Here is a 25791-nt window from a genome sequence, read left to right on the forward strand (position 1 = left end):
AGCTGGCAGTTAGCTATTCCATGACAAGGGCCGCTGAGGCTTGGCCGGATACGTCGCGCGCCGCATCCTGCCTTATTTTAAGCAATAGCAATGTAGAGTAAAGATTTTACGGCATAATTGTTACCCTCCTTCCCTCGATTTTAAATTTTAAGCTTTTTGTTAATTCAATTGTCTTTAATAAATCTTCCAGATTTTCGTAACGGGAAACGGTTCCGCCGAGGCGCTGCTTCTTCACATCGCCCTCATAGCTGACATCTACATCATACCATCGTGCAATGGTTCTCATAACGCTTTCGATCCCCTCATTTTTAAAGAGGAAATAGCCGTTTTTCCAGGCAATGGCATCGTTGGGATCTACTTCATTGATGTGGAACTCCTTATTAGTTGCCAGAACTGCCTGCTGTCCCGGTTTAAGTAATACGTGGTTGTTATTGGCGGAGAACTTAATGGAGCCTTCCAGCAGCGTAGTTTGTATGATTGGTTCATCTGCATAGGCATTCACATTAAAACTCGTTCCCAGCACTTGTACTTCAGCATCTTTAATCTTCACCTTGAACGGATGGGAGGCATTACCTGCTACTTCAAAATAAGCTTCCCCATTGATCTCCACAAGTCTTTCCGGTCCTGTAAAGGCGGTCGGATAACGTAGCGTGGAAGCCGCGTTCAGCCACACATTTGTACCATCCGGGAGTGTGATCCGGAACTGGCCGCCCCGTGGGGTGGCTAGTGTATTATATTGAATAGAAGTAGCGGTGCTTTGCGCATCATATTTTAGCTGGCCGCCCTGTTGATGGATGGCGGTTGCGCCCTGCCGGATCACCTGGTTGCCGGTACTGTCCAATGTTACTTTGGATCCATCCGATAAGGTCAGGATGGCTTTGTGGGTGCCGGGCATCGCATTGGCGATGAGTTGTTGCGCCGCCGGATGTTTGGCCGGCCGCTGCAGCCATGCGTATGTTCCGGCCACGAGAGCGAGTATCGCTGCGGCCACTGCCCATCGATATCGCCGGGGCCTGATGGTATGCACCGGGGTCACTTCCTGGTCAAGACGCTGCTGAATCAATTGCCTGATTCCTTCATCCGGTTCTCCTTCATAGGCCCGCGCCACCAGTTCACCGTAAATCGTTTCGTCCAATAGCTGCATGTAATCCGGGTCTTCCAGCGCGATTGTCAGCCGTTGACGTTCGTGTGGCGTGATCCTGTCATCCAGGTATTTTTCCAATAGATCCTTGAATTCGTCGATGTGCATATACTATAAAGACGCACAAGTGTAAAAAGAGGGTTGCTCTCTTTAAAAAAAAATTTGGAACAGCAGCCGGAGCGCATGCCGCATAAAGGTTCGCATCTGCGCCAGGGCCTTTATCATATGGCCTTTCACCGTTTCCCGGGAAATCCCCAGCCGCGCTGCAATCTCTTCATATTTTAGTCCCTCCTGCCGGCTCAGTTCAAAAACCGTCCGGCGTTGCGGCGGCATCTGTTCTATCACCACCTGGATCAGCTCCCGGAGCTGCTTGGTCGCCAGCTGCTCATCGGCCGGGGAATCGGAGGCCGGCGGCAGCTGCCCGATATCGTCCGGGATCGGGACTACCAGCTTCTTTCTGAATTCACTTAGTATCCTGTTCTTGGCCATTGTATATAAATAGTGCTGCGGCCGTTCTACATCTGACAGGGATCTGCGGTTTTTCCAGATAGTGAGAAACACTTCCTGGACTACATCCTGGGCTTTATGAGAGTCTTTCAGGTAAGCCATCGCCTGCCCATACAGGTTATTCCAGTATTGATCCGCCAACCGGGTAAAGGCATCATGATCGCCGTTCGCAATCTGTTGGAAAATATCTTTCTCTGTATGTAGGAAATTGTCTGGCAATATAAGTGCAAGCTTTGGCAGAGCTAAAAATAGATAAAAAATTTCTACCCCCTAAAAAATCAGGCGCGTTTTAATGACATATCATAGAGTGAAGATCAGCATGGACTGTTTTAGTTCCGTGAAATGCCGGTGAGCGCCGTTGATGAGGTCAGGCTCCGTTGTCTGCAAACTCCTATAACAGGTAAATATTATTTGGCAGTGTAAACAATTTGTATTTTTTTTGTCGCACTTTCCAGCCAATGGTAGATATTTATAAAAATATAATCAACCGGCCTTCCTAGCAGGAGCTCCTTCTGCTGGCAGCATTTTGCTGCGATCATCCAACTTACCAGTATATCGTTTTTGATGCCATCGACCGCAATGTCTATGCACGCGATTTCCAACCATTAACATAATTATCAATATGATTTTTGAAAACAATCTGGCTTTCGCGCAAAGCCTGGACCGGCAAGATCCATTACACCACCTGCGAGCCGATTTCCTTTTCCCTAAGCAGCATGGTACCCCTTTCATTTATATGTGCGGCAACTCCCTCGGGTTACAGCCCAGGGCGGCACGCAGCTATGTGGATCAGCAACTGAATAACTGGGAAAACCTGGCAGTGGAAGGATGGTTTGAAGGTGAAACACCCTGGATGTACTATCACAAAGAACTGAAGGGGTTGATGGCTCATATCGTTGGCGCCGGCCCCCGGGAAGTATGCCCGATGAACACACTTACTGTCAACCTGCATCTATTGATGGTGAGCTTTTACCGTCCCACTGCAACCAGATTTAAAATCATTATGGAGGCCGGCGCTTTTCCTTCCGACCAATATGCAGTAGAGAGCCAGGTCAGGTTTCACGGCTATGATCCGAAAGACGCCATTATTGAAGTAGCGCCCCGGGTTGGTGAAGCTACTCTGCAAACAGCAGATATCCTGGCTGCTATTGCCGATAATAGCGAACAGCTTGCGCTCGTATTGTTTGGCGGTATAAATTATTTTACCGGCCAGTGGTTTGATATGCCGGCTATTACAAAAGCAGGGCACCATGCCGGCGCTGTTGTTGGGTTCGACCTCGCGCATGCAGCAGGCAACGTACCGCTGAAACTGCACGACTGGGATATTGATTTCGCATGCTGGTGTTCTTATAAATATCAGAATGCCGGCCCGGGAGGAATCAGCGGAATTTTTGTACATGAAAAACATTTTTCCGATAAATCATCCGACCGTTTTGCGGGATGGTGGGGCTACCAGGAACAACAACGGTTTAAAATGGAGAAAGGGTTTATTGCGGAGGCTGGCGCCGACGGCTGGCAGGTAAGTTGCACGCAGGTCATTCCAATGGCGCTGTATCACGCCTCTCTTAAAACTTTCGAAAAAGCCGGCTTCATCGGCCCGCTCAGGGAAAAGAGCCTCCGGTTAACGGCCTATCTGTACTACCTCATCAGCGAAGTGAATAAAACGCTCGGCTTCGAACAATACAAAATCATCACACCTTCTGCCGAAAATGAAAGAGGCGCCCAGTTGTCTATCATAGCCAAATACAAAGGCAAAGAGGTATTCCAGGCACTCGTAGCCAACAATATCCTGGGCGACTGGCGCGAGCCCGATGTTATCAGACTCAGCCCGGTACCATTGTATAATAGCTTCGAGGATGTTTTCCTGACAGCAGAAAGAATGCTGACAATAAGTAAAGAACTGATCACACCAAAACAATAACAGCAGCAATGGAAATAACCGCTGAAATCAAAGACAGACTATCCCTGCTGCAGGAGAAGTACGCTGCAATGGGACAGGACATCACCGCCTATCTTGATGGCCTTCTTTATGCAGATTACCTGACGTATTGGGATTATATTCACCTGGATACATTGTTGAGCCTCCAGCATCCGAAAACTTCTTATCCGGATGAGGAGATCTTCATCATGTATCATCAGATCACTGAACTTTATTTTAAGCTTGCCCTGCACGAGTGCAGGCAGATAAGCGCCAATACTTCGCTTACGCCTGACTTTTTTGCTTCCAGGCTTAAAAGAATTAATGCTTATTTCACCGCCCTGGTATCATCCTTCGATATCATGGTGGATGGAATGGACAAAGAACAATTCCTGAAATTCAGGATGTCGCTGCTGCCCGCAAGTGGCTTCCAATCGGCACAGTACCGTATGATAGAGATCTATTCAACCGACCTCATTCAGCTGGTAACACTGAGCAAAAGGGAGCAATTAAAACATGCCACACCAGCAGAACAGTTTGAAAATATTTACTGGAAATACGGCGCTTCAGAATTATCTACGGGTAAACAGACGCTTACCCTGCAACAGTTCATTGTGAAATATGCCGGACAACTCCTGCAGCTGGCGCAGAACAATATTGACCACAATTTTTCCTCGCTGTACAAAACGCTGCTCCGGCGCGGGGAAGATATGAGCGCTGTGGAAGCCGAACTCAGAAAGCTGGATCTGTTTGTAAACGTGGAGTGGCCGCTGTCCCACTATAAGTCTGCCGTTCGTTACCTCGAGCGCGACCCGGTAGACATCGCCGCCACAGGTGGCACCAACTGGCAGAAATACCTGCCGCCGAGATTCCAGAAAAGGATTTTCTATCCCTATCTGTGGACTGAAGAACAGATTGAACAATGGGGCAAATCCTGGGTAATGAATGTATTAAAAGCTTACCGGACTTAGTATCATAACGCCTGGTCTTCACGCCGGCGCCGTGAAGACCAGGCGTTAAATTTCTCAGCCCTCCCCTTCTTTCCAGGCAGTTAATCCCCCATATACCACCGTAGGTTATTAATAACAACTCTAAGTAGCGTAAATACAACTATGAGTGTTTGCATTTTTTTGATTCAGGAAATACATCCCTATACCTTTACAGGGTCGATAACCTAAAACAAAAACATGGACACTAAAATGATCGGCAGCAAAATTGCCAAAGCGCGCAAGGATAAAAATATGTCCCAGGCGCAACTTGCCCAGCTTCTGTTTATCAGCCCGCAGGCTGTGGGGAAATGGGAGCGCGGGGAATCAATTCCGGACATCATCACTATTAACCGGCTTGCGGAAATCCTGGGTGTCGACCTTAATTATTTTTCAGAGAACTTCCAATCTGCGGACGATAGCACATTTTTAAAGACCATTGAGAATAGTAACGACACGGGCCAAACGGAGGTTCCCATCCTTCCCTCCCCGCCGGAGGAGCGGCAGCTACTAACAAACTTCAGCGGCGGCAACCTTTCAGAAAGCGACTTCACCGGCGTTACCGCGCATAAAAGAAAATTTAACGGGAGTGCATTAAAAGGTTCCGACTTTGCCGGTGCGGACCTGACCGGCAGTTCGTTTACCGGTAGCGATATACATGCTGCCAATTTTGATGGGACAAACCTGACAGACTGCACCCTGTCATCCAACAACCTTACAGGCGCAAGCTTCAACAAAACTATTCTCGTACGCACCGTATTCAGTACCTCGGGACTGGCGGGGGCGAAATTCATTGATGCAGAACTGACCGATGTAAAGCTGACCAAGACCGACCTTAGAAAAACCGTCTTTGAAAACTGCGTCTTCAAAGGCGTGGACTTTAAGTATTCCGATATGCGGGGACTACGCCTCGACGGGCAGACTTTTATCGGCGTCAGGTTCGACAAAACGGCGTTAAACGAAGCTACGTTCAATGGTGCGACACTCAGGAATGTATCTTTTCGTCCAACGTATGCCTTAACCAATAAATACTACCGTGCCATTAAAACCATCTGCTTTGATGGTGCAATGATGGATAAGCTGACCTATGCCGAACTCAAAGGCATGGGGGCCGATCTGTCGAAGGTTACATTTATATAAAGAGCGAAGTATATGCAAAACTCAATTCAAGTGAAAGGACTCCAAAAGTCCTATAAGCAGCTTCATGTCCTGAAGGGCGTAGATTTCGAGGTCGAAAAAGGTAGCATTTTTGCCCTGCTCGGCTCCAACGGTACGGGCAAAACAACCATCGTCAGAATCCTCAGCACGCTACTCAAACAGGACAGTGGAAATGTGACTGTGAATGGATTCGATGTCCTTTTAAAGCCCGAAAGCGTGCGGCAGTCGATCAGCCTGACCGGGCAATTTGCGGCCATAGACGAGGTTTTAACCGGGCGGGAAAATATTACGATGATTGCCAGGTTGCGGCATCTCAGCAATCCGCGCCAGGTAGCCGCTGATCTCCTGGAACGCATCGGCTTAACCGATGCTGCCGACCGCCGCGCCTCCACTTATTCAGGAGGGATGCGTCGCAGGCTCGACATCGCCATGAGCCTGGTGGGAAACCCGCCGCTTATTTTCCTCGACGAGCCAACCACCGGGCTTGACCCTGAAGCCCGGATTGAGTTCTGGAAGATTGTTAAGGAACTTTCCGGTAACGGCACAACCGTATTCCTGACCACCCAGTATTTAGAAGAAGCAGAACAGCTCGCCGATAAAATTGCCATTCTTCATGAGGGCAGGATCATCGTGAGCGGCACTTTCGCGGAACTCAAACAGCTGTTCCCGCCCACACAGGTAGAATATATTGAAAAACAACCAACCCTGGAAGAGATCTTTCTTGCAATTGTTGGAAAAAAAGAAAAATAACATGGAGACAATAAAAAACTATTTTTTTGCAGATATGAGCGTTATGCTTGGACGTTCCATGCGCCATGTTCTCCGCAGCATGGATACCATCATCACCGTCACTATCATGCCAATTGCCATGATGCTGTTATTTGTCTACGTACTCGGCGGCGCCATTCAGTCCGGTACAGATAACTATGTGGATTACCTGTTGCCCGGTATACTGTTAATTGCTATTGCAAACAGTGTCGGCTATGTATCTTACCGGCTCTTTAACGATGTACAACGGGGAATATTTGAGCGCTTCAACTCCATGCCAATTGCCCGTTCCGCTGCAATATGGGGGCATATCATGACCTCATTGGTATCTAACCTGATTTCACTCACCGTTATTATTATCGTAGCATTAATAATGGGCTTCCGCTCGCCGGCCGGTATATTGGCGTGGCTGGCCGTGGCTGGCATACTCGCATTGTTTACACTTGCACTGGCCTGGATTGCAGCGATTGCCGGATTGTCTGCCAAATCGGTGGATGGCGCCACTGCAATTGCCTATCCGATTCACTTCCTGCCGTTAATCAGCTCAGCGTTTGTACCAACAGCTACGATGCCGGGGCCGGTTCGCGCCTTTGCCGAAAATCAACCGGTAACCTCCATAGTGGAAACCATTCGCGCGTTACTTTCAAACCAGCCGGTCGGCAATGAAATATGGGTAGCGCTTGCCTGGTGTATCGGGATTATGCTCGTAGCTTATATCATTGCGATGCGCGTGTATAAAAAACAGGCGTAAAGGTTTGCTTGTCCGGGCGTCTCCCATTGATAATGCCTGGCAATGCCAGGCATTATCAATGGGAGACAGGGATCAGGTTAATGTCATTCCGCCATCCATCAGGATTTCGGACAGCGCAACGACTAGATACCTTTCATTTTCTTATAGTTTTCTAATGTTTTTTCGTACTCCACCACCGTGTAATCCATTATAGTACCAACCATTTCGCCATTCTTCAACGCTTTACGTGCGCCTTCCACTGCCTTTTCTTCATTCGCTATGGCACTGGCGTAGTCCCCGGCTTTAGCATAACAGCTGGCCACCGCGTCTAATGCTACCGGATTAGTGAGGTTTGGATTTGCCTCCTCGAAAGTTTTGGCTGCCCATAAGTAAGTGCTCTTATCGAAGCCATTTTTGTTATAAACCGCACTAAGTGCTATTCCTGGTACTGATTTATTCGTTTTCTGCAATTCTCTGGCAAATTCAATAGCCTGTTGCTGATTCACATAGTTTAATAATACCCCGAATCTCATTTGATCAACCATAAACTTATACTGTGGACTATCTGCTACCAGTTTGTCCATTAAACTCAGTGACGACTTGTAATCTTTGTTTGTAATAGCATCCTGTATGGGTTTAAGCGCCGCCTGCATGGTAGCCATTTCGCCTCTTCTGGCCTCAGCTTTGCGATCAAATGAAGCCTTAAATGCTGCCATATCATACGTTCCGTTTAAGATACCTGGCAACGTGCTATCTAACGAACCCGGGTGACCAATCCAGATAATCTGGTTATTTTTTACGATAAAGGTAGATGGAATACCATTCTCACCGGCCGCTTTTAACCAGTTGTTCCCCATGAATTGCTCATTATTATCAGCCACCACCGAATAGCCCATATTGGCGTCATTTCCCTTTACAAACTTCTCCAACATTGGCAATGAAGATTCATAAGGTTTACCCTCCTCAACTTTTTCCCAAACCCCTACTCCGATGAAGGTGGCCTTCCCCTTATACTCTTTCTGAAGTTCGGTAAGATGTGGCATAGCAGCTTTACATGGGCCACACCAGGTTGCCCAGAATTCTAACACATAAAGATGATCGCCTTCAAAGGATTTAACCGGCTTTCCTTTAATCCACTTTGAATATTTTAGCGGTGGCGCCTGATCACCGATGGAAAGCTTGTTTTTACTTTGCCCGGTTGCCGTTCCTGCATAGGAAAATACAAACGCTGATACCAGCAGCATCCATGCTGCTAAATTCATCTTCTTCATATTAATTTAATTAATTTTCAATGATCCTTAATAATTCTGTGTCAACGTGCTGTTAAACTGTGTAGCACTCCGGGGGAAAGGAAATATCCATAAAGGTGAGTCAGGCCGTAATATGTATTTAACCCCGTTGATAGTCCTTTCAATCGTTACAGCATATTTACCTTCCCTGTTCCATCTTTTTAAGTTGATGAAGTTTCGCCAGGTGAATAGAAATTCTATCCGGGATGTCCTTTGCAAACAGACCATAGCCTGCGCTTCGTTTGCTGCTATAAGCTGCGTATACGGTACTATCCGGCGGATTCTGATTTTGTTCACTTCTTCCATTCCTTCCGCAATTTTATTTGTACGGATCAGGCATTCCGCTTTCATCAAAACAAGGTCTGAGGTTGTCATACCAGCCTGGTTCGACTCATAAGATGGTGCAATCCAGACAGGGATACCCGGCAAGCCAATGTACAGGTACCCATAATCATAGTTGTAAACGGCGGAAGAATCCCTGATGATGTTACCTGGCTCGTACCAATCATGCAGGATTTCATAAGTAGGTGTAAAGGTGGTTGGTAAAAAGCCGGAATTAACGGCATAGAACAAATTATCAGCTGCGCTTAAGCCATTGCGAACCGGTACCCTGGAAGCCTTTGGCAATGACAGCAGCGATCTGTGATCTTCCAGTACGCTGTTATATTTCAATGCTTCTTCCGTGGCGGCAAGAGCAGCTGTATAATTGCGCATAGACATCAATACTTTTGCTTTCACCGCCAATGCAAATGCTTTGCCTATCCTCATAGCATTTTTAGGTTGGTCAGGCAGTGCATCGGAAGCAAGTGCTGCATCGATGTCGGTAAGTATATTGTCGTAAACTTCTTTAACTGTATTTTTTGTGTTAACAGCTTCAAAGTCGATATCTTTTACATAGGATATCCCGCCATCCTTATCTGCTGTTGCCGGATCATATGCTTTGGCATAAATATTAACCAGCAGGTAATGTAAATAGGCACGCTGGATATACGCTTCAGCTTTCAACTGCTTTAACAATACGGGATCTCCGCTGGCTTTATCAGCATTGGTTAATACAATATTTGCTACTGTTGAAATGATCCGGTAAAGGCCTTCATAGGGTCCATCCGTAAGCGTCAACGCTGCCCTGTCTGCAGATTCATCATAGGTAATGAGGATTTTGTTCATGGTTTGCACATTGGACGAAATAGTATTTGGTACATTATACGCATGCAAATACATGTCATTATCCAATATTGCCTGCTTTACACAGGTGAAGGCCGTACCGGAATAGTCAACATTCATCAGTAAGTCCAGATCACTTGCTCTTTTCAGCAAGTTCTGTCCTTTAGGAGTTATGTCAGTATATTTTTTACATCCGGAAGCGATAACCATTGAAATGGTGATTACCCAAAAGTAAATATGTCTTCTCATGTTCATTGAATTAAAAATTAGCATTGATACCAAAAACAAAAGAGGCAGGGATTGGCGCAGCACCGGTTTCAGGGTCTACATGTACATCTTTTTGCTTTATCCAGATGGATTTGGGATTATTTACCTGTACTCTTACTTTAAGATTGGTTGCCCTGATCTTTGACGAAACGGTTTGTGGTATTGAATATCCCAATACGATATTCCTGATCTTTATAAAGTCGGCCGGCCTCACCAGGTTGTTTGAGTAGTAATACTGGTTGTTAATTGGAATCTGATAATATTGCCCGCTTCCCGGAATATCGGTATCCGTATTTGTTGGCGTCCAGCTGTTTAACAAATAAGAAGGCAATGGTCCGTAATTAGCATACGGATAAGGCACCGGTACAGGGCGGGCCCTGTAATAATGACCTCCGTAATAAACCGCAAATACGCTCAGGCTGATTCCCTTAAATGAAAAATCATTGTTCAATCCAAAATTGATGACAGGATCCGCATTTCCGGAAAACTCCAATGCATCCGCATCATTTGCTCCCAATGTTGCTTTAGTAGCAACTCCTTTGGTATCGTACCACTTTGGCACTCCGGTATCGTCAAGTCCGGCAAAGCGGAATGAAAACAATGAATGCACAGGATATCCAACCCTGTAGGATTCTCCGGCGGCCAATGTCAACGGATCTCTTGTTAATTCATCTACATCCGTTACTTTATTTTTATTCCATGCGCCCGTTAAAACAGATGACCACCTGAATCCATTTGCGGAGGAGGATCTTATCCAATCGTAACCAAGATTGACTTCAAGTCCGTGGTTGATCATACTGGCATTGTTTATCACCATAGAAGTAAATCCTTCTGATGGATCTAAACGCTTCTGCGCAAACAGATCAGTTCCTTTCCGTTTATACCAATCGAATGAACCTCTCAGGCGGTTTTGGAACCAGCTGAAATCAGCGCCAATATTTATAGTAGCTGTTTTCTCCCATCTCAGTCGTGGGTTAGGTGGATTTGTAACCGTTGCATTAGGCAGTTGAGTTACCTGATTTAGCCCTGTGGTTGCCGCAAGAACCGCGGTAACATTCCTGATGTTGCCGGTAAGGCCATAGGTTGCCCTCAATTTAAGATAATCGAGTGCTGCAACGTCTTTTAAGAAAGATTCGTTAGACGCTGCCCACGAAGCGCCAACTGACCATAAGGGGCGGCCACGGTATTTTTCATCTCCTCCAAAAAGGTCTGCGTAATCTTTCCTTAATGATCCAAAGATATTATACCTTCTATCGTAGGTATAAGTGACGTTGGCATATCCTGAGGCAAACCGGTGCATTTCGTCACGAACCAAACTCATATCCGCGATGTCATTAAAATGATACTGTCTGACAGGATAATTAGGGTTCCAGAAAGTACCGCTGTTAATGTTGTACAGGTTGCCGAAGTTAACACTTTGTGTAGACTGGGTCTGTAATTGGTCATCATAGCCTAACAACATTCCATTTACACCATAATTGCGTGTTTGCCTGAATTCTGCACCAGCAATAGCAATGATACCGTGACTTCCAAATTCATGATCATAGTTGGCCTGCAGGCGTGCCGTATAATTGGGACTTTTCAGTTCGGAAGTGGCCAGCTTTCCTCCTTGGGGCAACAAATTCGTATACTTGTAATTACCTGCTGTGCCGGTGCGGGTGGTATATACATCCTGTAACCATCTCATTGTATAGCTTTCTGCCTCTGAATATGCAGAAACAGTTCTGCGCAAATCTTCATACTGAACCATCGGATGAATAGAAAGTCCATTAGCCAGCTTAAAGCTCATATTAAGGTAATACCTGGTGTTCAGTGTAGAGGTATTTGCAAAATCCCGTTCCAGTTCATCAAGGTGGTTAAATTTGGAAGAATACAGTCCCGGCGTTGTTTCTGTTACTGTATTATAGATATTGAACCGGTTGGTGGAATACTGTGCTCTTGTTCCGTCGGCGTTGAATAAGCTGTAGTAGGATGGTACTGAATACGGCGTTGTAGCAAATTCATTGTTGTGAGTCCTGATTTTTCCAATAATACTATTCACGCCATAGTCAATATCCAGCCACTTTGCAAAACTGTACCCACCTTTATAAAAGAGGTTTATTTGCCTGTTGTACCCATTAATGATCCCTGTATTGTCTGTTGTATAATTTACCACCAGGCTGTTCTGGGATTTGCCATTGTTCATGCGTATAGCAACGTTATACTGCTGAAGAACCTGGTTCAATAAGGCATTATCTTTATACTGGGTAACAAAATCATTCTTCCGGTATTCACCCAGCAGGTTATCCAATTGATTTTGATCTATTTTACCAGTTTTAAACTGATAATAAGCATATTGGACGGGAGATGCAGCATTTCCTAAAACAAGATTATTCTCGAAAGTCCCTATGGGGTTGGAAACGGTTCCGTCTCCGCCATTAAACCACCAGCTATAGTAATCTCTTTCCCAATCCACCTGCTGGGCAGGGGTCATGTAATTCTGGTAACTATAATCCGGTTTGTTGGTAATCGTGATATTACCTGAAAACTCCACCGCAATTTTATTCTTTTCCTTTGCCTTCTTCGTAGTAACAACGATTACGCCATTAGAAGCTCTCGCACCATAAATGGCAGATGCCGCCGCGTCTTTTAATACACTAACGTTATCTATATCATATGGATTTACATCCGCAATGGAGCCTTCAATTGGCAGCCCATCCACAACTACCAGGATGTTTGTATTGGCCTGTAAGGTACTGACTCCGCGAATGGTGGCATTGCCCCTGTACTGAACAAGCCCGGGAACAATACCTTCTAAGTTCTGTAATACATTTTGCGCGTTTCGCTTTTCTAATTCCTGGCTTCCAACCGTTACCACGGAACCGGTGAGATTGGTGCGGTTTATTTTCTGATAGCCGGTATTTACTACCGCAATTTCTCTCAGTTCATTCATGGCTGGATCAAGGCGGATAGCAAAACCATCCGGGCTCGCAATATGCAGGTTTGTTATCGTTAACTCTTTTGTTTCGTATCCCAGAAATCTTATCACCAATATATCTCCCGGTGAAACATCCAAAGTAAACCCTCCGTTTTCCCCGGTCATTGTCTTACCTGGCTTATTTCTCAAACTGATAGAAGCGCCGGCTAAAGGTTTACCGGTTGAATCTATAATGTAGCCCTTCACAGGTTCATCCCTGATATACTCTTTTGCCGGGGTATCAGAAGGAGTGTCCGGGATTTTTTTGGAGATGAAAACCGTTTTCCCTTTGATGACATATTGGAGTGATTGATCTTTAACTACACGGTCTAACACTTCAGTTAACGGCATATTGACAACGTTTAATGAAATTTTTGAGCTTTCATTATAAATATTCCTGTTAACGAGAACCGCGTACCCGGTTTGTTTCTGGATAGATTTAACGATGGATTGCAATGTTAAATTCCTCCCCGAAATTGAAACGGTCTGCCCGAAACTTCTGGCGAAACATGCAAGTGAAATCGCTATTAGCAAAAAGGTAAATTTCATTCCTGGAAAAATCCTGACGCCGGCCCGAAAACGGCCGTTTTTGAAACATCCGGACACAGGACGCCCGGACCTGAAAATAATTCTTGGCATACTTCTAGGTAGTTTGGTTGATAATTGATTAGCACTTCGTTTTTTGCGATAGAGGGAATCCTGCTGAAATGACCCTAATAACCTCCGGCAACAATACTCTCTTTATATATTAGCATGCTATGGTTGTTTACTGATAATTAATTTTCTTCCTTCCAGTCTTGAATGAACACCAAGTTTTTCCAGCCCTTCCATAAGATCATTCAGCGTCACGTCCCGTGTCATATTTCCTGTTAATTCTACTTTTGGAATTCCATTTTCATAAATCACCTGGATATCGTACCAACGCTCTAACTGACGCATGATCTCAACAAATGACGAGTTATCAAAATCAAAGTATCCGTTCTTCCATGCCACCACATTTTCTATTTCCTCCTGATCAAGACTTCTGATTTCGATGTTGTTTTGAGCTCTCGCAATATTGTCATGGTTCATCTGAGCTTGCTGGCCAGGTCTGATCTTTAAAAACCGGCCTCCCTGCCATCCGACTTTTACGCTTCCTTCCAGTAAAGTTGTTTTGGTGTATTGCTCGTCAGGATAAGCGTTGACATTAAAATAAGTTCCCAAAACTTCCACTTCAGTCATATCATTTACGCTCACGATAAATGGGGCATTTTGCTCTTTGGCAACCTCGAAGTAGACTTCGCCGGTCATGGCTACTTTACGCGCCGATGAAGGAAATGCAGTAGGGAAATGAATTGAGCTGGCTGCATTCAACCAAACCATTGATCCATCCGGCAATCTTACTTTCATTTGGCGCCCTTTAGGAGTGGTAATGGTATTGTATACTACCTGATCAGTAGCGCCTTCATATACCAGGGCGCCATTTACCAATTTAGCTGTAACCCCGCCCTGAAGTGCAATGACGCCGCTTTTTATTGTGTCCAACGATATCTTCGACCCATCGGCCAAGGTAAGTATAGCCCCTTCCGTGCCCGCCTTTATCTCACTGTGGGTTATTGTTTTAGGAGTAACCCCATTTCTGTTGCTGAACAATACGTAACCGCCAACTGCCGCCAATAATAGTAACGAAGCAGCTGCCATCCATTTAATTACATTGGTTCTAAGACGCGCTACCGGCGTTGTACGCTTTTCCCGGAGTTCATTCCATGCCTTATTACTATCGAATTGCATTAAAATCTGCAATTCTTTTTTGAGTAAGTCTTCGTTATTCAATTCCTGGAACAATCTTTCATGCGCTTCGGAGGAAACACGCCATTGCTGCAGGTAAGCTGCCTCCTGCTCTGTTACATGACCACCATTTATGTACTTAATAATTATATCATCAATTTGCATAATACAAGATCGGTTTTCTTCCCCCACAATATATATAGGAGGAAGTCACCCAAATTCCCATGAATTTTCTAAAAAAAATTATAATTCCCCAAAAAAGACCACGAATAGAGCGAGAAGGCCTTTCTTTAAGAGTGCCGCTTTAAGCAGTTTTGCGGCAGTTTGCTTTTGGTTTAATACAGTTTTGGTGCTGATCTCTAATTGTTCTGCTACTTCGGTGATACTTTTTCCTTCAAAATATATTAGTCTGAAAACCTCGGCACAGCCTTTTGGAAGTGCGTTCAGTTGTTCATATACGGCTGAAACCACGCTGGCGCGGACTCGTTCTACATCCGATTCCCAGTCCGCTTCGTCTGCAAGATTATGCAGTTCATCAAAGGTGAACTGTTCTCTCTTTTGTTGCCCCAGAAAATGCAGACAAGCGTGGCGCGTAGCTAAAAAAAGGTAATTTTTAAGGTGGCTCAGACTCTTGAATTGTTTGGGCCGTGCAATTATCTGCACAAGAATATCAGAGGCGATATCCTTTGATTCTTCAGGATTGTCAATAATTTTGAAGGCATAGTAGCTAAGTTGCCCAAAATAGTCCTTGTACACCAGCTCAAAAGCTCTCCTGTTACCCTTTTCAATAAGAGATAACAACTCCGTCTCCTCAATTGACTTAATTCCTGACAATTATATGTTTTTTTCCAAAGCTGCAAACTATAATAAAAATCCCAAAATAAATAATACCGGGACCGGATTAATGCTGAGCGCCTGGTTGATGGATAAAGGCCGCCGGTGGTACAGGTCTGACTTTGCCAATCTCATTCCTCTATGTATCGCCATGCAAATGCTACCCAGTCCTCTACAGAACTGTCGAGATAGATATCCGGCTGGATGCCGATATTGTCCACCGGGTAGTCCGGCAGGCGCATTGCGCGATAGGTAGGCATGAATACCTGGTAACCCGGGCATCCGAAATCTACCAGGTAGGCATTGCCGTAATCCAATGCACCATAACTGGGTACGCCCAATACCTTGACCTTCCTGCTCTGCTTTGCGATGAACAAAAAGTACTCGGCCGAACTTCCTGTTCCCTTATCTGCAAGAATAACAACCTGCCGGGGACTTTTAGCGGCCGGCTCAACGTTTTCGATATACACAGGTTTACCTGCATCGCTAAAGTTCACGAAATGACCCAGGTTCTTTTTTAACTGATCTATTTGTTTGTCAATTTCATCTGTTGGGGTATTCTTATCCAGGCTCTTTTTGTATGCCTCGAGATTTCCGATATAAGTTTGCGTAGCCAGGAACTCCGCCCCGGTGTTGCGTATTGATTTTCCGGAGATGTACGGAAGAAGTTTCTGATAAGCATCTGTTGTTCCCCCGGGATTGCCACGAAGGTCGATGATCAGGTTCTCGCTACCTTCAATTTGCGTTCTGTTCTGCGAGATCAGCTCATCAATTTTTTCCAGGTACCGGTATTCAAAACTTGGCAATTTAAGGATCGATGTCCTGGGAGATAGTTTCCTGAAATAAAAACCCGCAAGCTCCTTTAGTTTTTCTTCCAGTTGGGTTGCACTTGCCGTTGGTGCCGGAAGTTCCCTGACCAGCGCCATACCAACAGCGTCCAAAAACAGGATACCCTCCTTATGCATGGTATAACGTCCCTTTTTCTTCGACCGGTCAAGCATTGAATACTCGAAAGAACCGTCCGGAAACAACCTGAACTTTATATCTCCTGCTTTCCAGGATGCAGATTCTGCCCCGACAATAAACCCGGTATATTCATTTCCACTCATTTTTTTGATCCCAATCCTGTAGCCTTCTGTAGACCATACCCCTTCCAGCGGATCCTTTGTGAGCTTAATTTTATCCTGAAAACCCCTGATATCAAAAGATATGGATTCTGCAGGGCCACTGTTACCGGAAGAAAAAGGAGATCCGTTTGAACCCACCCATAAATGGGGATCTTTGAAGAAATCGGTATACCTCTTCAGGATTTTTTCACAGCCAGGCTTATCTGCTGTTTTAGCCTCCCTGGTCAGATGCTGTTTTAGTTCTTCATAGGGCAATCCTTCCTTCGTTTTGTCCGCAAAACCCGGATATTCGGTCTCCACTTTCTTTACCAGTTTTTCCAATGTCACCGCGCAGTTGCAGCCTGATTGCTGCGCATATATCGAAAATGAAAACATATTAAAAGCGAGACAAAGCAGCCATTTCTTCATATTAATATCTATTGATCGAGCCGCAAATATAGCTCCGTCACTATGGCTAAAATTGTAAAAATGTAAACTGCTAGATAAACAGCCAGATGGAGGCGCTGTCTGTATCCACTTTCTTAAAGAAAGTATAGGGGTTAACGTTGGTAAGTTGTTTAAAGTCCTTTATCAGGTGTGATTGATCATAAAAAAGGCTCTCATAAGACAGTTCCGTAAGGTTCCTGACATCTCTCTGTTTTGCTATCGCCTTTCTAAACCGGTGGATCCTGTAGAATTCTGAGGGCGATTTACCGATGTTCCTGGTAAAAAGCCTGTTGAGATATTGTCTCGAAAAGTTATTGTTACGGGCAATCTCCTCTATCTTCAAACCAGATTCGATATCAGATATAATTCTCTCCATCAATCCGGGTTCCCGTGGATTGAGTTTTGAAATCCAGTAGTCTTCCAGGCTTTCCCGCTGAAGGTTCCTGTCATCTTCAAGCAGGATCTGCTTCATCGCCGGTATAAAATCGGCAAAGGGATTAAAATCCACCGCATTTTCCTGTTCAAAAAGCTCGTGGGCATTATCCAGGAAATAATTGATGGCCAATGGCTTGAAATAAATCGTAATCTCGTTTATCCCGCCCTCAATTATAACTTCGATCGGAGCGATATACCGCGATACAAAGTTGGCTACAATGTTCTCCTGCCGGGAAGGTCTGACGGTGATTTTGTTACTCCCTGCTTCAATCTCAATATCCCGGCTCACTGATACGATAAAGTAGTTGTTCGGAAATGTCCAGTAATGTAGCTGTTCGGAATTTTTACCGGGGGAAATAAAATAATAACCTTCTATATATCTTTGTAAGATCTCATTTACCGGCCTGTAAAATTCCATTTTCATCTTCCAGTTAAATTTTTATTCCTGTCCCGCATCATGAGCGCAGGACCCGCGTGTATGTTTTTTTAAGGAGATGCAAATATAACATTTAGCAGGAAGAAACGGTCTGCCAGACGAAGCAGCACAGTTTGCTACTTTGTATTTTGTTTAAACGATAAATGCTTTGAAAAGAATTGCAGCATATTTTCTTCAATTCTGTTTGCAATGCGGTTGATATGGTCACCTTCATAAATTTCGAAGAAATGTTCGATCCTGTATTTGCTTAGTTCTTCATCCAGCGTTTTAATACTCTCTGCTATGGCCCTATCCTTATCGCCCGCATCAAAACCGATAGACTTTAATTTTCTGATGTTATAGATATACTGATCCAAATTGTTTAATGGACGGTTCGCGTCCCACTTTTGTAATATTTGCGGTTGCAAATTTCCATTCTTTACCGGAAGATCAAGATAAAATGGTGGATTTCCCGGATTAGGCGACCAGGCCGCCGCAGACGCAAAGAGCGCTTTAGTGAAAAAATCTGATTTCTGAAATTCTTCTATCGTCTTAATGCTGTCTGCCCGGAGAAGTTGTAGCAGCAAGGTTTCCGATGACATTGCAGGAGAGTTCAGGCAACAGGGGCTCAGCAGGTATACCGTTGAAAATACACCAGGATTCTTCTCCCCGATCCGTAATGCGCCGTAGCCGCCCATTGAGTGACCGCATAAGCCCCTGCTCTCTTTCTGTGCGAGGGTGCGGTAGTGACTATCAATATAACCTACCAGTTCGCTGGCTACAAAGTCTTCCCAATTTCCGGTTGTTACTGAATTGGAATACATACTTCCCTGGAAAAGTGTATAGGCATCGGGGGTAACCACAATCATTTCATGACCCGGGCTTTGGGAAAACGCGGTATCCAATATGGGGGGCAGCGTCATCCAATGCTTTTGAAATCCATAAAATTTTGCATCATTGTCCGTGTAGCCATGCAGGAAGTAAACCACCGGATAGCGTTTCTTAGTACCGGAACTATAGCCGGCAGGCAGGTAAACAGACACATAGCGGTCGGCACTGTCGCCACTGAGATTACCTTCCAGCAACTTGCTGTGAACTTTTATCCGCTGTACTGTACCCTTTGCAATTCCCGGCTGCTGCGCCAGGCTTTGTACGGAACAAGACAATAATATAAAGACGAAAGCAATAGAAAGAGAGGCCAGGCATTTTATCATAAGACTACAATTGGGTTATAATTAGCGGAGGTAATATACAAATTTGGACACCAAAATGTAGCATGAGGTGGCCCACAAAAAAACAAAAAAAGCTAAGCGCCGGTAAATATTCCTATTTACGGGTGATTCCCCTTTGAGACGCAGGGGCGTTTTAAAGGATATAGTTATGTTTTACTCTGCAGTTGCAGGATCAATAATGGCAGCCACCTCACTGATAGTGTTGGCTGGAAATCCGCCCTGTTTGGCGTGTTCGCGGATCATTTCTTCATTAGGGGCAATATAAACACAATAGATCTTATCGGTTGTCACATAACTATGCACCCATTGGATTTGTGGGCCCATATTACTTAGTACACCGCAGGAAGCTTGTGAAATTGCTTTTAATTGTTCTCCTGATAATTTACCGGCACCAGGGATTTCGCGTTCAATAACATACTTAGGCATAATTTTAGTTTTAATGCTGATCCTATGACAGTTAAATCTTGCTCGTTGTAGGGACTTTTACAGGTTTGGCATTTTAGGAATAGCCAATGGAGTAACATATCCTAAATGTAAGCAATTATTTTAAGATCCGCCGGATTTCCCTGATGGTCATGCCTGTATATATGCTAACTCTGCCGATGGGCCAACATATGATTGTTTTAATGAGTAACTTTTTTTAATAATATCGTAACCTACATTACAAGAAGCGGGGAAATTTATGACGCAAAATGTGAAAGTGATTTTTTTTGTTTTATTAATGTTCTGCAGCTTCCTGGCTGGTGCCCAAACCACGAAGGATACAGCTAAAAAGGAACAAAAGACGGTATATTTTTTTAGTGGTATCGGGGCAGATTCAAGTATCTTCATGAACCTGAAACTTCCGGGCTACCATAAAGTTTACGTCTCCTGGATCCCTGCGTTGCCGGATGAATCAATAACGGAGTATGCCGGCAGGATAAAGAGCCAGATCACCGTTGAAAATCCGTATATAATCGGTCTTTCTTTTGGAGGCATCGTGGCGGTAGAAGTATCCAAACAGATAAGGGTAAAGAAAATGGTATTGATCTCTTCGGTCAGAACAAAAAAAGAGTTGAACAAAGTGCAGTTTTTTTTCATAAAACTGGGACTATACCGGATCATTCCCGCGTCATTAATAAACCGTACCAATTTTCTTACCTATCGCTACTTTGGCGCCCAGTCACAGAATGACAAAAAAGCGCTGACGAAATTATTGAAAGATACAGATGTCACCTTTTTCCGCTGGGCACTGAAAAGCATTGGTCATTGGAATAATAAAGAAGCGCCTGAAAAAACTATTCAAATTCATGGAACGGCCGACAGGGTAATAGCCAGCAGACTTGTGCATCCCGATTATCGCATTAAGGGCGGAGGACATCTCATGGTTTTTAATAAAGCGGATCCCATTAGTAAAATCATCATGAATTACTTTCGTGAATAATATTTGACCTGCCGGAAGGTAAATGCGTGTTTGGAACAACTCTTTCCTGAAAAGCAACAGCCAGGCAAGTGCCCGGCTGTTACTGTTGCCTATCACGATAGCAGTATTTTTTATTTGAGCATTTTTTCAAGCGTTTTCTCCAGCTGCTTACCCCGGAGATTTGTAGCAATGATGATACCATTGGGGTCTACCAAAACATTGTCAGGGATACCCGTAACCGCGTACGCCGTTGCCGTTGAATTGTTCCCTTTTAAATCCAATACCTGCGTCCAGGGAAGCTTATCTTCTTTCACTGCTTTTATCCACTCCTCTTTTTTAGCATCTACCGAAATACTCAATACTTCAAAGTTCCTGCTTTTGAATTGATTGTAGGCACGTAATACGTTGGGGTTTTCGGCTCTGCATGGTCCACACCAGCTGGCCCAGAAATCAACCAATACATATTTGCCCTTGTAGGATGCCAAAGATACGGGTGTTCCCTCTGCGGTATTTAGTGTAAAATTTTTTGCAGCATTACCGATTTTCTTCATGGAGAACCCTGCAGACATTGACTTCAAACCAGCATATACGGAAGTTTTACGCATACGCTCACTTAATAGGTCCAGCATCCGGTTAAAGGTGGGTACATCTCCATTACTTTGCTCCCCGGTTAAATTAAGACTGAAGTAGCTATCCGGATGCTGCTCTACAAAACGCAATTTCAAATCACTTATCTGTTTCAACAACTGTTTTTCAGCTGCTGAGGGCTCTCTCTCCACAGTCTCTTCTGCGTTCTCATCGTCCTCATCGTTACTTTCATTTCCTCTTTCCATTCCTCTTATCGAATCCAAAGAACGTTTGAGCGCATCCTCCCTGGCTCTGAATCCCTCATAAACAGCTTGTTTGCCACCCTCCACCACTACATCATTTATTGTTTCGCCTTTAATGGTTACGTCACCCTCCAGGAAAAAACTCCTGCCGCCCATTAAATGCATATTGGGCTTTACCCATGACCAAAATGCAGTATCCTGCATGGTCAGGGTAGGATGGTGAGGGATGACTTTAAGCAAGGCATCCGCCGGGTGACCGGAACCTTTGAATTCAAAAGTGCCATCATTTGAAACCTGTTTCAGTACTTTCCCGCTATATTCGAGGCTGATATCTGCAGGTATATTAAGTCCGGATAATTTTCCCTTAACCGTAAAATTCTGGCTATTGGCAGTAAGCATTGCTGTTAACGCGTAAACTAATATTAGCAACTTTTTCATAATATTTTTTTTGCCTGATTGCTACTGAAGGTCGCAATCTGATGATAGTAAATGGTATATTAAACGTGTATTGATCCTTATTTAAGCAACTGTGAGAGTTTGGCGTCCAAAGCCTCTCCTTTCAGATTTCTGCTTACAATTTTTCCGTTGGGGTCAATCAAAAAACTCTGCGGAATTTGTGTAATCCCATACATTTTTGCCACCTGATTAGAAGCAGTCTTCAAATCGATGACCTGCGTCCAGGGCAGTTGATCCTCTTTGATTGCTTTCAGCCAGAGATTTTTTTGTGTATCGAGCGAAACAGCCAGGACCTGAAAATTTTTATCCTTGTACTTATCGTAAGTATTTTTCAGCTCAGGATGAGTTGCTCTGCATGGACCGCACCAGCTTGCCCAAAAATCAAGCAATACATACCGTCCTTTGAAAGAAGCCAGTGATATCGGTTTACCTTCCGTATCGGGAAGTGTAAAATCTATCGAAGGTTGGCCTACATCAAACTTAAGGGCTATTTCCAGTTCCTTTTTAAAAGCGATACCATCTTTTGTCTGCTGCATTCTTTTGCTTAAGCCGCCAAACAATTGTTGAGCCCTCGTGGGTTGCATCTTTACGGAATTATATGTCAGCTTATCCAAGCCAACATAACTGTCGGGATACTGCTTAATCAATTTGGCGATATCCTGTTCAGTATCCATACCGAAATTTTTGGGGTCCTGTTCCCGGGCGCTATACTCCCGGAAAATCTTCTGCTCTTTACCTGTGCTTATGATCTTTGCGGTACCACTTTTATCAAAATCGACCGTGATAGCATTTGGGTCCATATAAAAGAATGCAGCGTATTCTTCTTCTCCGGATGAACCAGGAGTCATCAAATCTATCACTACCAGCTCAGGTCTCCGGGTATTTCCCTTAAATCCAAAGACTCCATTCTTAATGTTAACGGTATCACTTTTAGCATCGCCTCCATATGTTAATACTGCACGGGTAGCAGATATATTGGGAGCAACTTTCCCCTTAATATTAAAACTCATCTGTGCAAACACGGATGTAGTCATAAAAGAGGCTACTGTCAGAAAAAATAATCTATTCATATGCATGTTTTATCTCTCATTGATTTTTGATTATCCTTATTTGAGCACAGCACGAATTGCATCCATATCGTGTCCGGGACCGGCAGCCGGGATTTTCCATGGTTTTCGTTTTTAGCGCTTTCAATTAAAACTTATCAGTCAGCATTTTTCCGGGAAAGGATTTGCGCGCTGATGGACTAAGCTTCTCCATTGCTGCTTTATACCTCTTATCCTCGTCCTGCCTGGCCAGATAAGTGTAAATCACATAAGCATTGATGTCCGAAGCGGGATTTTCTTCCAGCCACCGCCAGGCTATTTCCAGGGTTTTATCACGGGCTTCCTGATCCACTTTGGTTTCCCTCTCCAGGAAAGCTTTATCTTTAAAAAGACCTTCATAAGAACCTGTGCTGGCCATCAGCGCCATAGCGGTATCGTAAATCGCTTTCTTTCTGCCGAACACCTCCTGACTTTCCATTATCTCCGTGAACCGGGTATAATCTTTCATATACCCATCATTACCTGAAACGACAGCCGTTTTAAGTTCGCCACGTTTCCCCGTTAGCCGCACTATTCCTGCATCCAGGTACAATGTCCGGTGTTCAGGATTTTGTCCGATTAACCCTACCCGAAGCACATAGATACCTGCGCCGGGAAGTTTGGTTTTAAACCTGAAAGCATCATTGCTTACAACCGCAGTATCATGAAATCTCTTTCCTTTCAGATCAGAACGGGGCCGGAGGTCGGTTAAGATTACTTTTGTACCAGGTTGCAGGTCTTTCAACTCCCCGGTAAATTCCAATTCCTGTGCATTCGTAGTGATGGCTGTTAAAACCAATATAAACAATGGGATAATTTTCATTTTGCAATGCTTTAAAAGATAAATTCTTTGAGCCACGTTTTTTACCTGCCGTATTTTTCAAACAGATCATGCAGCATTTCATCTGTAACATCATGACCGTTTCCGGAAAAGCGAACAATACCCTTAGGATCGACTATGATCATATGGGGTATTCCTACGATCTTATAATCGTCGTTCCACGCTTTGGCCTTTTGCATCATACTGTAAAATTCAATGGGAGCTTTTTCAAAAACATATACGTCCTCCGGCGCTTCATTTGTAGTTGAGGCAATGAATGCTATCTTATCTTTGTATTTGCGATGTAGTTCATTAACATGAGCAAACCCGGAAATGCAGGGTCCGCAATGGGTTCCCCAGAAATCCAGCGCCACAAATTTCCCTTTCATATCCGGTATCTCAGAAAGCCACTCTTCCACTTTCAATGCCGGCGCTTTCGTACCAACAGGCAGTCCTCCTATCATTTTTGACACCTTTTTTTTCCCGGCTTCACTTTTCGATTGAGCATGAGAACAGGTAACTGCTCCAAGAAGGAGCAATGCCAATACTATTGTTGTTTTCATTTGTATATTTTTTTAGTGTTCTGCTATTGCCGGATCATTTTTCCAAACAGTCTTTTAATTAAGGGTTCTCAATAAGTAACGGATGCTGAGAGGTAAGTTTTCTTCCAAACTTCAACACCAGCCGCTCCGGAGTGAGGGTATAAGATTCCACTACATCGCCGGTAACTGAATACAGTTTATGGGTATAATTAATTGTATTGCTATAAACCGGATCTGTAGATAAACGACGTACATCGTACCATCTCATACCTTTTAAGGCAAATTCCCTGATCCGTTCTTCCAGGATAAAGCGGACCAACTGCTGCTGATTAGCCGCAATGCCGGCCGGAACAGCAGCCGCCGCAGCAGGCATCCGGTTGGCCCTTAGTAATTCCACATCAGCTTTTGCACCTGCCAAATCATTTGCACGTGCTTTCAGTTCAGCACGCATTAAATACATATCCGGCAAACAAATTCCTACTTCTGCACTAAATCTTGGATAGCGTCTCATTCCATTGGGAAAAATAACCGTTCCAAAAAGTTCAGTATTCGAATAGATCTGTAACCTGAAATCAGAGGGATCATAAAGGGCTGCAACTTCCGGTCTGCATACAAATGCATTGGCCGAGCCAATATAAAAAGTGCTTAAACTCATATTCAATATACTTTCCTGATCTTCTCCCAAAAAAGAATTTGGCATTAATGCAGGTCCAAAATATGCAGGATCAGCTGGTTGCCAGGTTCCATCCGGACTAAGCGTAACATTATAATCGTATAAACCGACAGGTTTTGTTGCTCCTGTTAAGGCACTGAAAGCCTTATCCAGGTGCTCACGGGATGCGGTATAATTATGCATGTAGAGATAAACTCTTGCAAGAATTCCTTCGGCAGCAGGCTTTGATATTTTAAGTGAATGGGAGAAAGGTTTCGATAAATTTGGTAATGCCTCCGTGATATCATTGATGATGAACTCATAAACTTCCTTTACAGTAGCCCTTTTATAATCAGTTTTGGTTACATCAGCAGCGGTAATAATCGGTACGCCCCAATCAGTAGCTGCTGTTGCCTCATTGTAAGGTTTGCCAAAATCATTTAAAAAGAGCAAATGGCAAACCGCCCTGCCTACCTTAGCTTCCGCCATGATCTGGGCCTTTTGTTGTTCAGTGCCGCCAGTGGAAGCATCTATCTCTTCAATGATCTTATTAAAAGCATAGTTCGATTTAAGATACCCCATTTCCGGCAGGTCGTCCGGCAGCAAGGCATCGCCGATATATTTGAACAGGCGCTGCCTGTATACAGATGCACCACCAAAATAGCTCTGCTGTGCAGCCACCTCGTCTCCCAGAAACCCTGCGGCTGTTGAAGGGTCTACTTTAGTGGTGTTCAGCAATGCTTCATAATCCTGGGTGGCCTTTGCAATAAGCGCCCCTTTAGGTTCTACTTCCAGGTATCCTTTTTTACAGGAGACCGTAACTACAATCACTGCTGTGAGAAAGAGTAAAATATATCGTCTGTTTGGAATACGCATAATTTGAA

Annotated in this window: 22 protein-coding genes; 6 read left to right on the forward strand and 16 right to left on the reverse strand. The window is 44.4% G+C overall.

Annotation, left to right across the window (positions count from 1 at the left end):
* Positions 1-106: 106 nt before the first annotated feature.
* On the reverse strand, positions 107-1249 hold the full coding sequence (locus tag B5Z18_RS04990; protein WP_079468284.1) for a FecR family protein: 1143 nt from the start codon (positions 1247-1249) through the stop codon (positions 107-109).
* Between the two features lie 42 nt (positions 1250-1291).
* Positions 1292-1867, reverse strand: coding sequence for an RNA polymerase sigma factor (locus B5Z18_RS04995; protein WP_159454192.1), 576 nt, complete (start codon positions 1865-1867; stop codon positions 1292-1294).
* A 403-nt stretch (positions 1868-2270) separates the two neighbouring features.
* Here B5Z18_RS04995 and kynU point away from each other — a divergent pair, with 403 nt between their 5' ends.
* The 5 genes from kynU (at position 2271) to B5Z18_RS05025 (ending at position 7229) form a co-directional block, all read left to right on the forward strand.
* Positions 2271-3569, forward strand: coding sequence for a kynureninase (gene kynU / locus B5Z18_RS05005; protein WP_079468287.1), 1299 nt, complete (start codon positions 2271-2273; stop codon positions 3567-3569).
* A gap of 8 nt (positions 3570-3577) precedes the next feature.
* Positions 3578-4537 (forward strand): tryptophan 2,3-dioxygenase family protein, encoded by a 960-nt coding sequence (locus B5Z18_RS05010; protein ID WP_079468288.1) that lies wholly within the window; start codon positions 3578-3580, stop codon positions 4535-4537.
* Between the two features lie 216 nt (positions 4538-4753).
* On the forward strand, positions 4754-5692 hold the full coding sequence (locus B5Z18_RS05015) for a pentapeptide repeat-containing protein (RefSeq protein WP_079468289.1): 939 nt from the start codon (positions 4754-4756) through the stop codon (positions 5690-5692).
* Positions 5693-5704: 12 nt separating this feature from the next.
* Entirely contained in the window at positions 5705-6460 is a 756-nt protein-coding gene (locus B5Z18_RS05020) for an ABC transporter ATP-binding protein (RefSeq protein ID WP_079468290.1), read from the forward strand.
* 1 nt (position 6461) lies between these two features.
* Positions 6462-7229: an ABC transporter permease gene (locus B5Z18_RS05025; protein WP_079469975.1), complete on the forward strand. Its 768-nt coding sequence runs from the start codon at positions 6462-6464 to the stop codon at positions 7227-7229.
* A gap of 122 nt (positions 7230-7351) precedes the next feature.
* Here B5Z18_RS05025 and B5Z18_RS05030 read toward each other — a convergent pair whose 3' ends face one another.
* The 9 genes from B5Z18_RS05030 to B5Z18_RS05070 form a co-directional block, all read right to left on the reverse strand.
* Positions 7352-8479, reverse strand: a complete 1128-nt coding sequence (locus B5Z18_RS05030; protein ID WP_079468291.1) for a TlpA disulfide reductase family protein — start codon at positions 8477-8479, stop codon at positions 7352-7354.
* Between the two features lie 27 nt (positions 8480-8506).
* Positions 8507-9910: a RagB/SusD family nutrient uptake outer membrane protein gene (locus B5Z18_RS05035; protein WP_159454193.1), complete on the reverse strand. Its 1404-nt coding sequence runs from the start codon at positions 9908-9910 to the stop codon at positions 8507-8509.
* A 10-nt stretch (positions 9911-9920) separates the two neighbouring features.
* Complete coding sequence (locus tag B5Z18_RS05040; protein ID WP_159454194.1) at positions 9921-13235, reverse strand: SusC/RagA family TonB-linked outer membrane protein; 3315 nt, start codon at positions 13233-13235, stop codon at positions 9921-9923.
* Between the two features lie 405 nt (positions 13236-13640).
* Complete coding sequence (locus B5Z18_RS05045; protein WP_079468294.1) at positions 13641-14816, reverse strand: FecR family protein; 1176 nt, start codon at positions 14814-14816, stop codon at positions 13641-13643.
* 78 nt (positions 14817-14894) lie between these two features.
* Positions 14895-15485: an RNA polymerase sigma factor gene (locus B5Z18_RS05050; protein WP_079468295.1), complete on the reverse strand. Its 591-nt coding sequence runs from the start codon at positions 15483-15485 to the stop codon at positions 14895-14897.
* A gap of 131 nt (positions 15486-15616) precedes the next feature.
* The gene (locus tag B5Z18_RS05055; protein ID WP_079468296.1) at positions 15617-17020 is read right to left on the reverse strand and encodes a S41 family peptidase; all 1404 of its coding nucleotides are present in this window, start codon (positions 17018-17020) and stop codon (positions 15617-15619) included.
* A 70-nt stretch (positions 17021-17090) separates the two neighbouring features.
* Positions 17091-17897: a helix-turn-helix domain-containing protein gene (locus B5Z18_RS05060; RefSeq protein WP_079468297.1), complete on the reverse strand. Its 807-nt coding sequence runs from the start codon at positions 17895-17897 to the stop codon at positions 17091-17093.
* A gap of 128 nt (positions 17898-18025) precedes the next feature.
* The gene (locus B5Z18_RS05065) at positions 18026-19102 is read right to left on the reverse strand and encodes an alpha/beta hydrolase (RefSeq protein ID WP_079468298.1); all 1077 of its coding nucleotides are present in this window, start codon (positions 19100-19102) and stop codon (positions 18026-18028) included.
* 171 nt (positions 19103-19273) lie between these two features.
* Positions 19274-19546 (reverse strand): DUF4242 domain-containing protein, encoded by a 273-nt coding sequence (locus tag B5Z18_RS05070; RefSeq protein ID WP_079468299.1) that lies wholly within the window; start codon positions 19544-19546, stop codon positions 19274-19276.
* A gap of 403 nt (positions 19547-19949) precedes the next feature.
* Here B5Z18_RS05070 and B5Z18_RS05075 point away from each other — a divergent pair, with 403 nt between their 5' ends.
* Positions 19950-20543 (forward strand): alpha/beta fold hydrolase, encoded by a 594-nt coding sequence (locus B5Z18_RS05075; protein ID WP_143313492.1) that lies wholly within the window; start codon positions 19950-19952, stop codon positions 20541-20543.
* A 110-nt stretch (positions 20544-20653) separates the two neighbouring features.
* On the opposite strand, the gene B5Z18_RS05080 is transcribed toward B5Z18_RS05075, so the two are convergent.
* The 5 genes from B5Z18_RS05080 to B5Z18_RS05100 all read right to left on the reverse strand — a co-directional run bounded on the left by B5Z18_RS05080 (position 20654) and on the right by B5Z18_RS05100 (position 25783).
* Positions 20654-21790 (reverse strand): TlpA family protein disulfide reductase, encoded by a 1137-nt coding sequence (locus B5Z18_RS05080; protein WP_079468301.1) that lies wholly within the window; start codon positions 21788-21790, stop codon positions 20654-20656.
* A 77-nt stretch (positions 21791-21867) separates the two neighbouring features.
* Entirely contained in the window at positions 21868-22878 is a 1011-nt protein-coding gene (locus B5Z18_RS05085; RefSeq protein ID WP_200817199.1) for a TlpA disulfide reductase family protein, read from the reverse strand.
* Between the two features lie 124 nt (positions 22879-23002).
* Positions 23003-23716: a DUF4369 domain-containing protein gene (locus B5Z18_RS05090; protein ID WP_079468302.1), complete on the reverse strand. Its 714-nt coding sequence runs from the start codon at positions 23714-23716 to the stop codon at positions 23003-23005.
* 41 nt (positions 23717-23757) lie between these two features.
* Positions 23758-24276 carry a TlpA family protein disulfide reductase gene (locus tag B5Z18_RS05095; protein WP_079468303.1) on the reverse strand — a complete coding sequence of 173 codons (519 nt, stop codon included), beginning with the start codon at positions 24274-24276 and terminating at the stop codon, positions 23758-23760.
* A 58-nt stretch (positions 24277-24334) separates the two neighbouring features.
* Positions 24335-25783: a RagB/SusD family nutrient uptake outer membrane protein gene (locus B5Z18_RS05100; protein WP_079468304.1), complete on the reverse strand. Its 1449-nt coding sequence runs from the start codon at positions 25781-25783 to the stop codon at positions 24335-24337.
* Positions 25784-25791: the final 8 nt, after the last annotated feature.

It is taken from the genome of Chitinophaga ginsengisegetis (assembly GCF_900168065.1).
Lineage (GTDB): Bacteria > Bacteroidota > Bacteroidia > Chitinophagales > Chitinophagaceae > Chitinophaga > Chitinophaga ginsengisegetis.

Coding starts and splice junctions, on each gene's coding strand:
- B5Z18_RS04990 (WP_079468284.1), bottom strand. CDS start 1,249: ATGCACATCGACGAATTCAAGGATCTATTGGAAAAATACCTGGATGAC.
- kynU (WP_079468287.1), top strand. CDS start 2,271: ATGATTTTTGAAAACAATCTGGCTTTCGCGCAAAGCCTGGACCGGCAA.
- B5Z18_RS05010 (WP_079468288.1), top strand. CDS start 3,578: ATGGAAATAACCGCTGAAATCAAAGACAGACTATCCCTGCTGCAGGAG.
- B5Z18_RS05015 (WP_079468289.1), top strand. CDS start 4,754: ATGGACACTAAAATGATCGGCAGCAAAATTGCCAAAGCGCGCAAGGAT.
- B5Z18_RS05020 (WP_079468290.1), top strand. CDS start 5,705: ATGCAAAACTCAATTCAAGTGAAAGGACTCCAAAAGTCCTATAAGCAG.
- B5Z18_RS05025 (WP_079469975.1), top strand. CDS start 6,462: ATGGAGACAATAAAAAACTATTTTTTTGCAGATATGAGCGTTATGCTT.
- B5Z18_RS05030 (WP_079468291.1), bottom strand. CDS start 8,479: ATGAAGAAGATGAATTTAGCAGCATGGATGCTGCTGGTATCAGCGTTT.
- B5Z18_RS05035 (WP_159454193.1), bottom strand. CDS start 9,910: ATGAGAAGACATATTTACTTTTGGGTAATCACCATTTCAATGGTTATC.
- B5Z18_RS05040 (WP_159454194.1), bottom strand. CDS start 13,235: ATGCCGTTAACTGAAGTGTTAGACCGTGTAGTTAAAGATCAATCACTC.
- B5Z18_RS05045 (WP_079468294.1), bottom strand. CDS start 14,816: ATGCAAATTGATGATATAATTATTAAGTACATAAATGGTGGTCATGTA.
- B5Z18_RS05055 (WP_079468296.1), bottom strand. CDS start 17,020: ATGAAGAAATGGCTGCTTTGTCTCGCTTTTAATATGTTTTCATTTTCG.
- B5Z18_RS05060 (WP_079468297.1), bottom strand. CDS start 17,897: ATGAAAATGGAATTTTACAGGCCGGTAAATGAGATCTTACAAAGATAT.
- B5Z18_RS05065 (WP_079468298.1), bottom strand. CDS start 19,102: ATGATAAAATGCCTGGCCTCTCTTTCTATTGCTTTCGTCTTTATATTA.
- B5Z18_RS05070 (WP_079468299.1), bottom strand. CDS start 19,546: ATGCCTAAGTATGTTATTGAACGCGAAATCCCTGGTGCCGGTAAATTA.
- B5Z18_RS05075 (WP_143313492.1), top strand. CDS start 19,950: ATGAACCTGAAACTTCCGGGCTACCATAAAGTTTACGTCTCCTGGATC.
- B5Z18_RS05080 (WP_079468301.1), bottom strand. CDS start 21,790: ATGAAAAAGTTGCTAATATTAGTTTACGCGTTAACAGCAATGCTTACT.
- B5Z18_RS05085 (WP_200817199.1), bottom strand. CDS start 22,878: ATGAATAGATTATTTTTTCTGACAGTAGCCTCTTTTATGACTACATCC.
- B5Z18_RS05090 (WP_079468302.1), bottom strand. CDS start 23,716: ATGAAAATTATCCCATTGTTTATATTGGTTTTAACAGCCATCACTACG.
- B5Z18_RS05095 (WP_079468303.1), bottom strand. CDS start 24,276: ATGAAAACAACAATAGTATTGGCATTGCTCCTTCTTGGAGCAGTTACC.
- B5Z18_RS05100 (WP_079468304.1), bottom strand. CDS start 25,783: ATGCGTATTCCAAACAGACGATATATTTTACTCTTTCTCACAGCAGTG.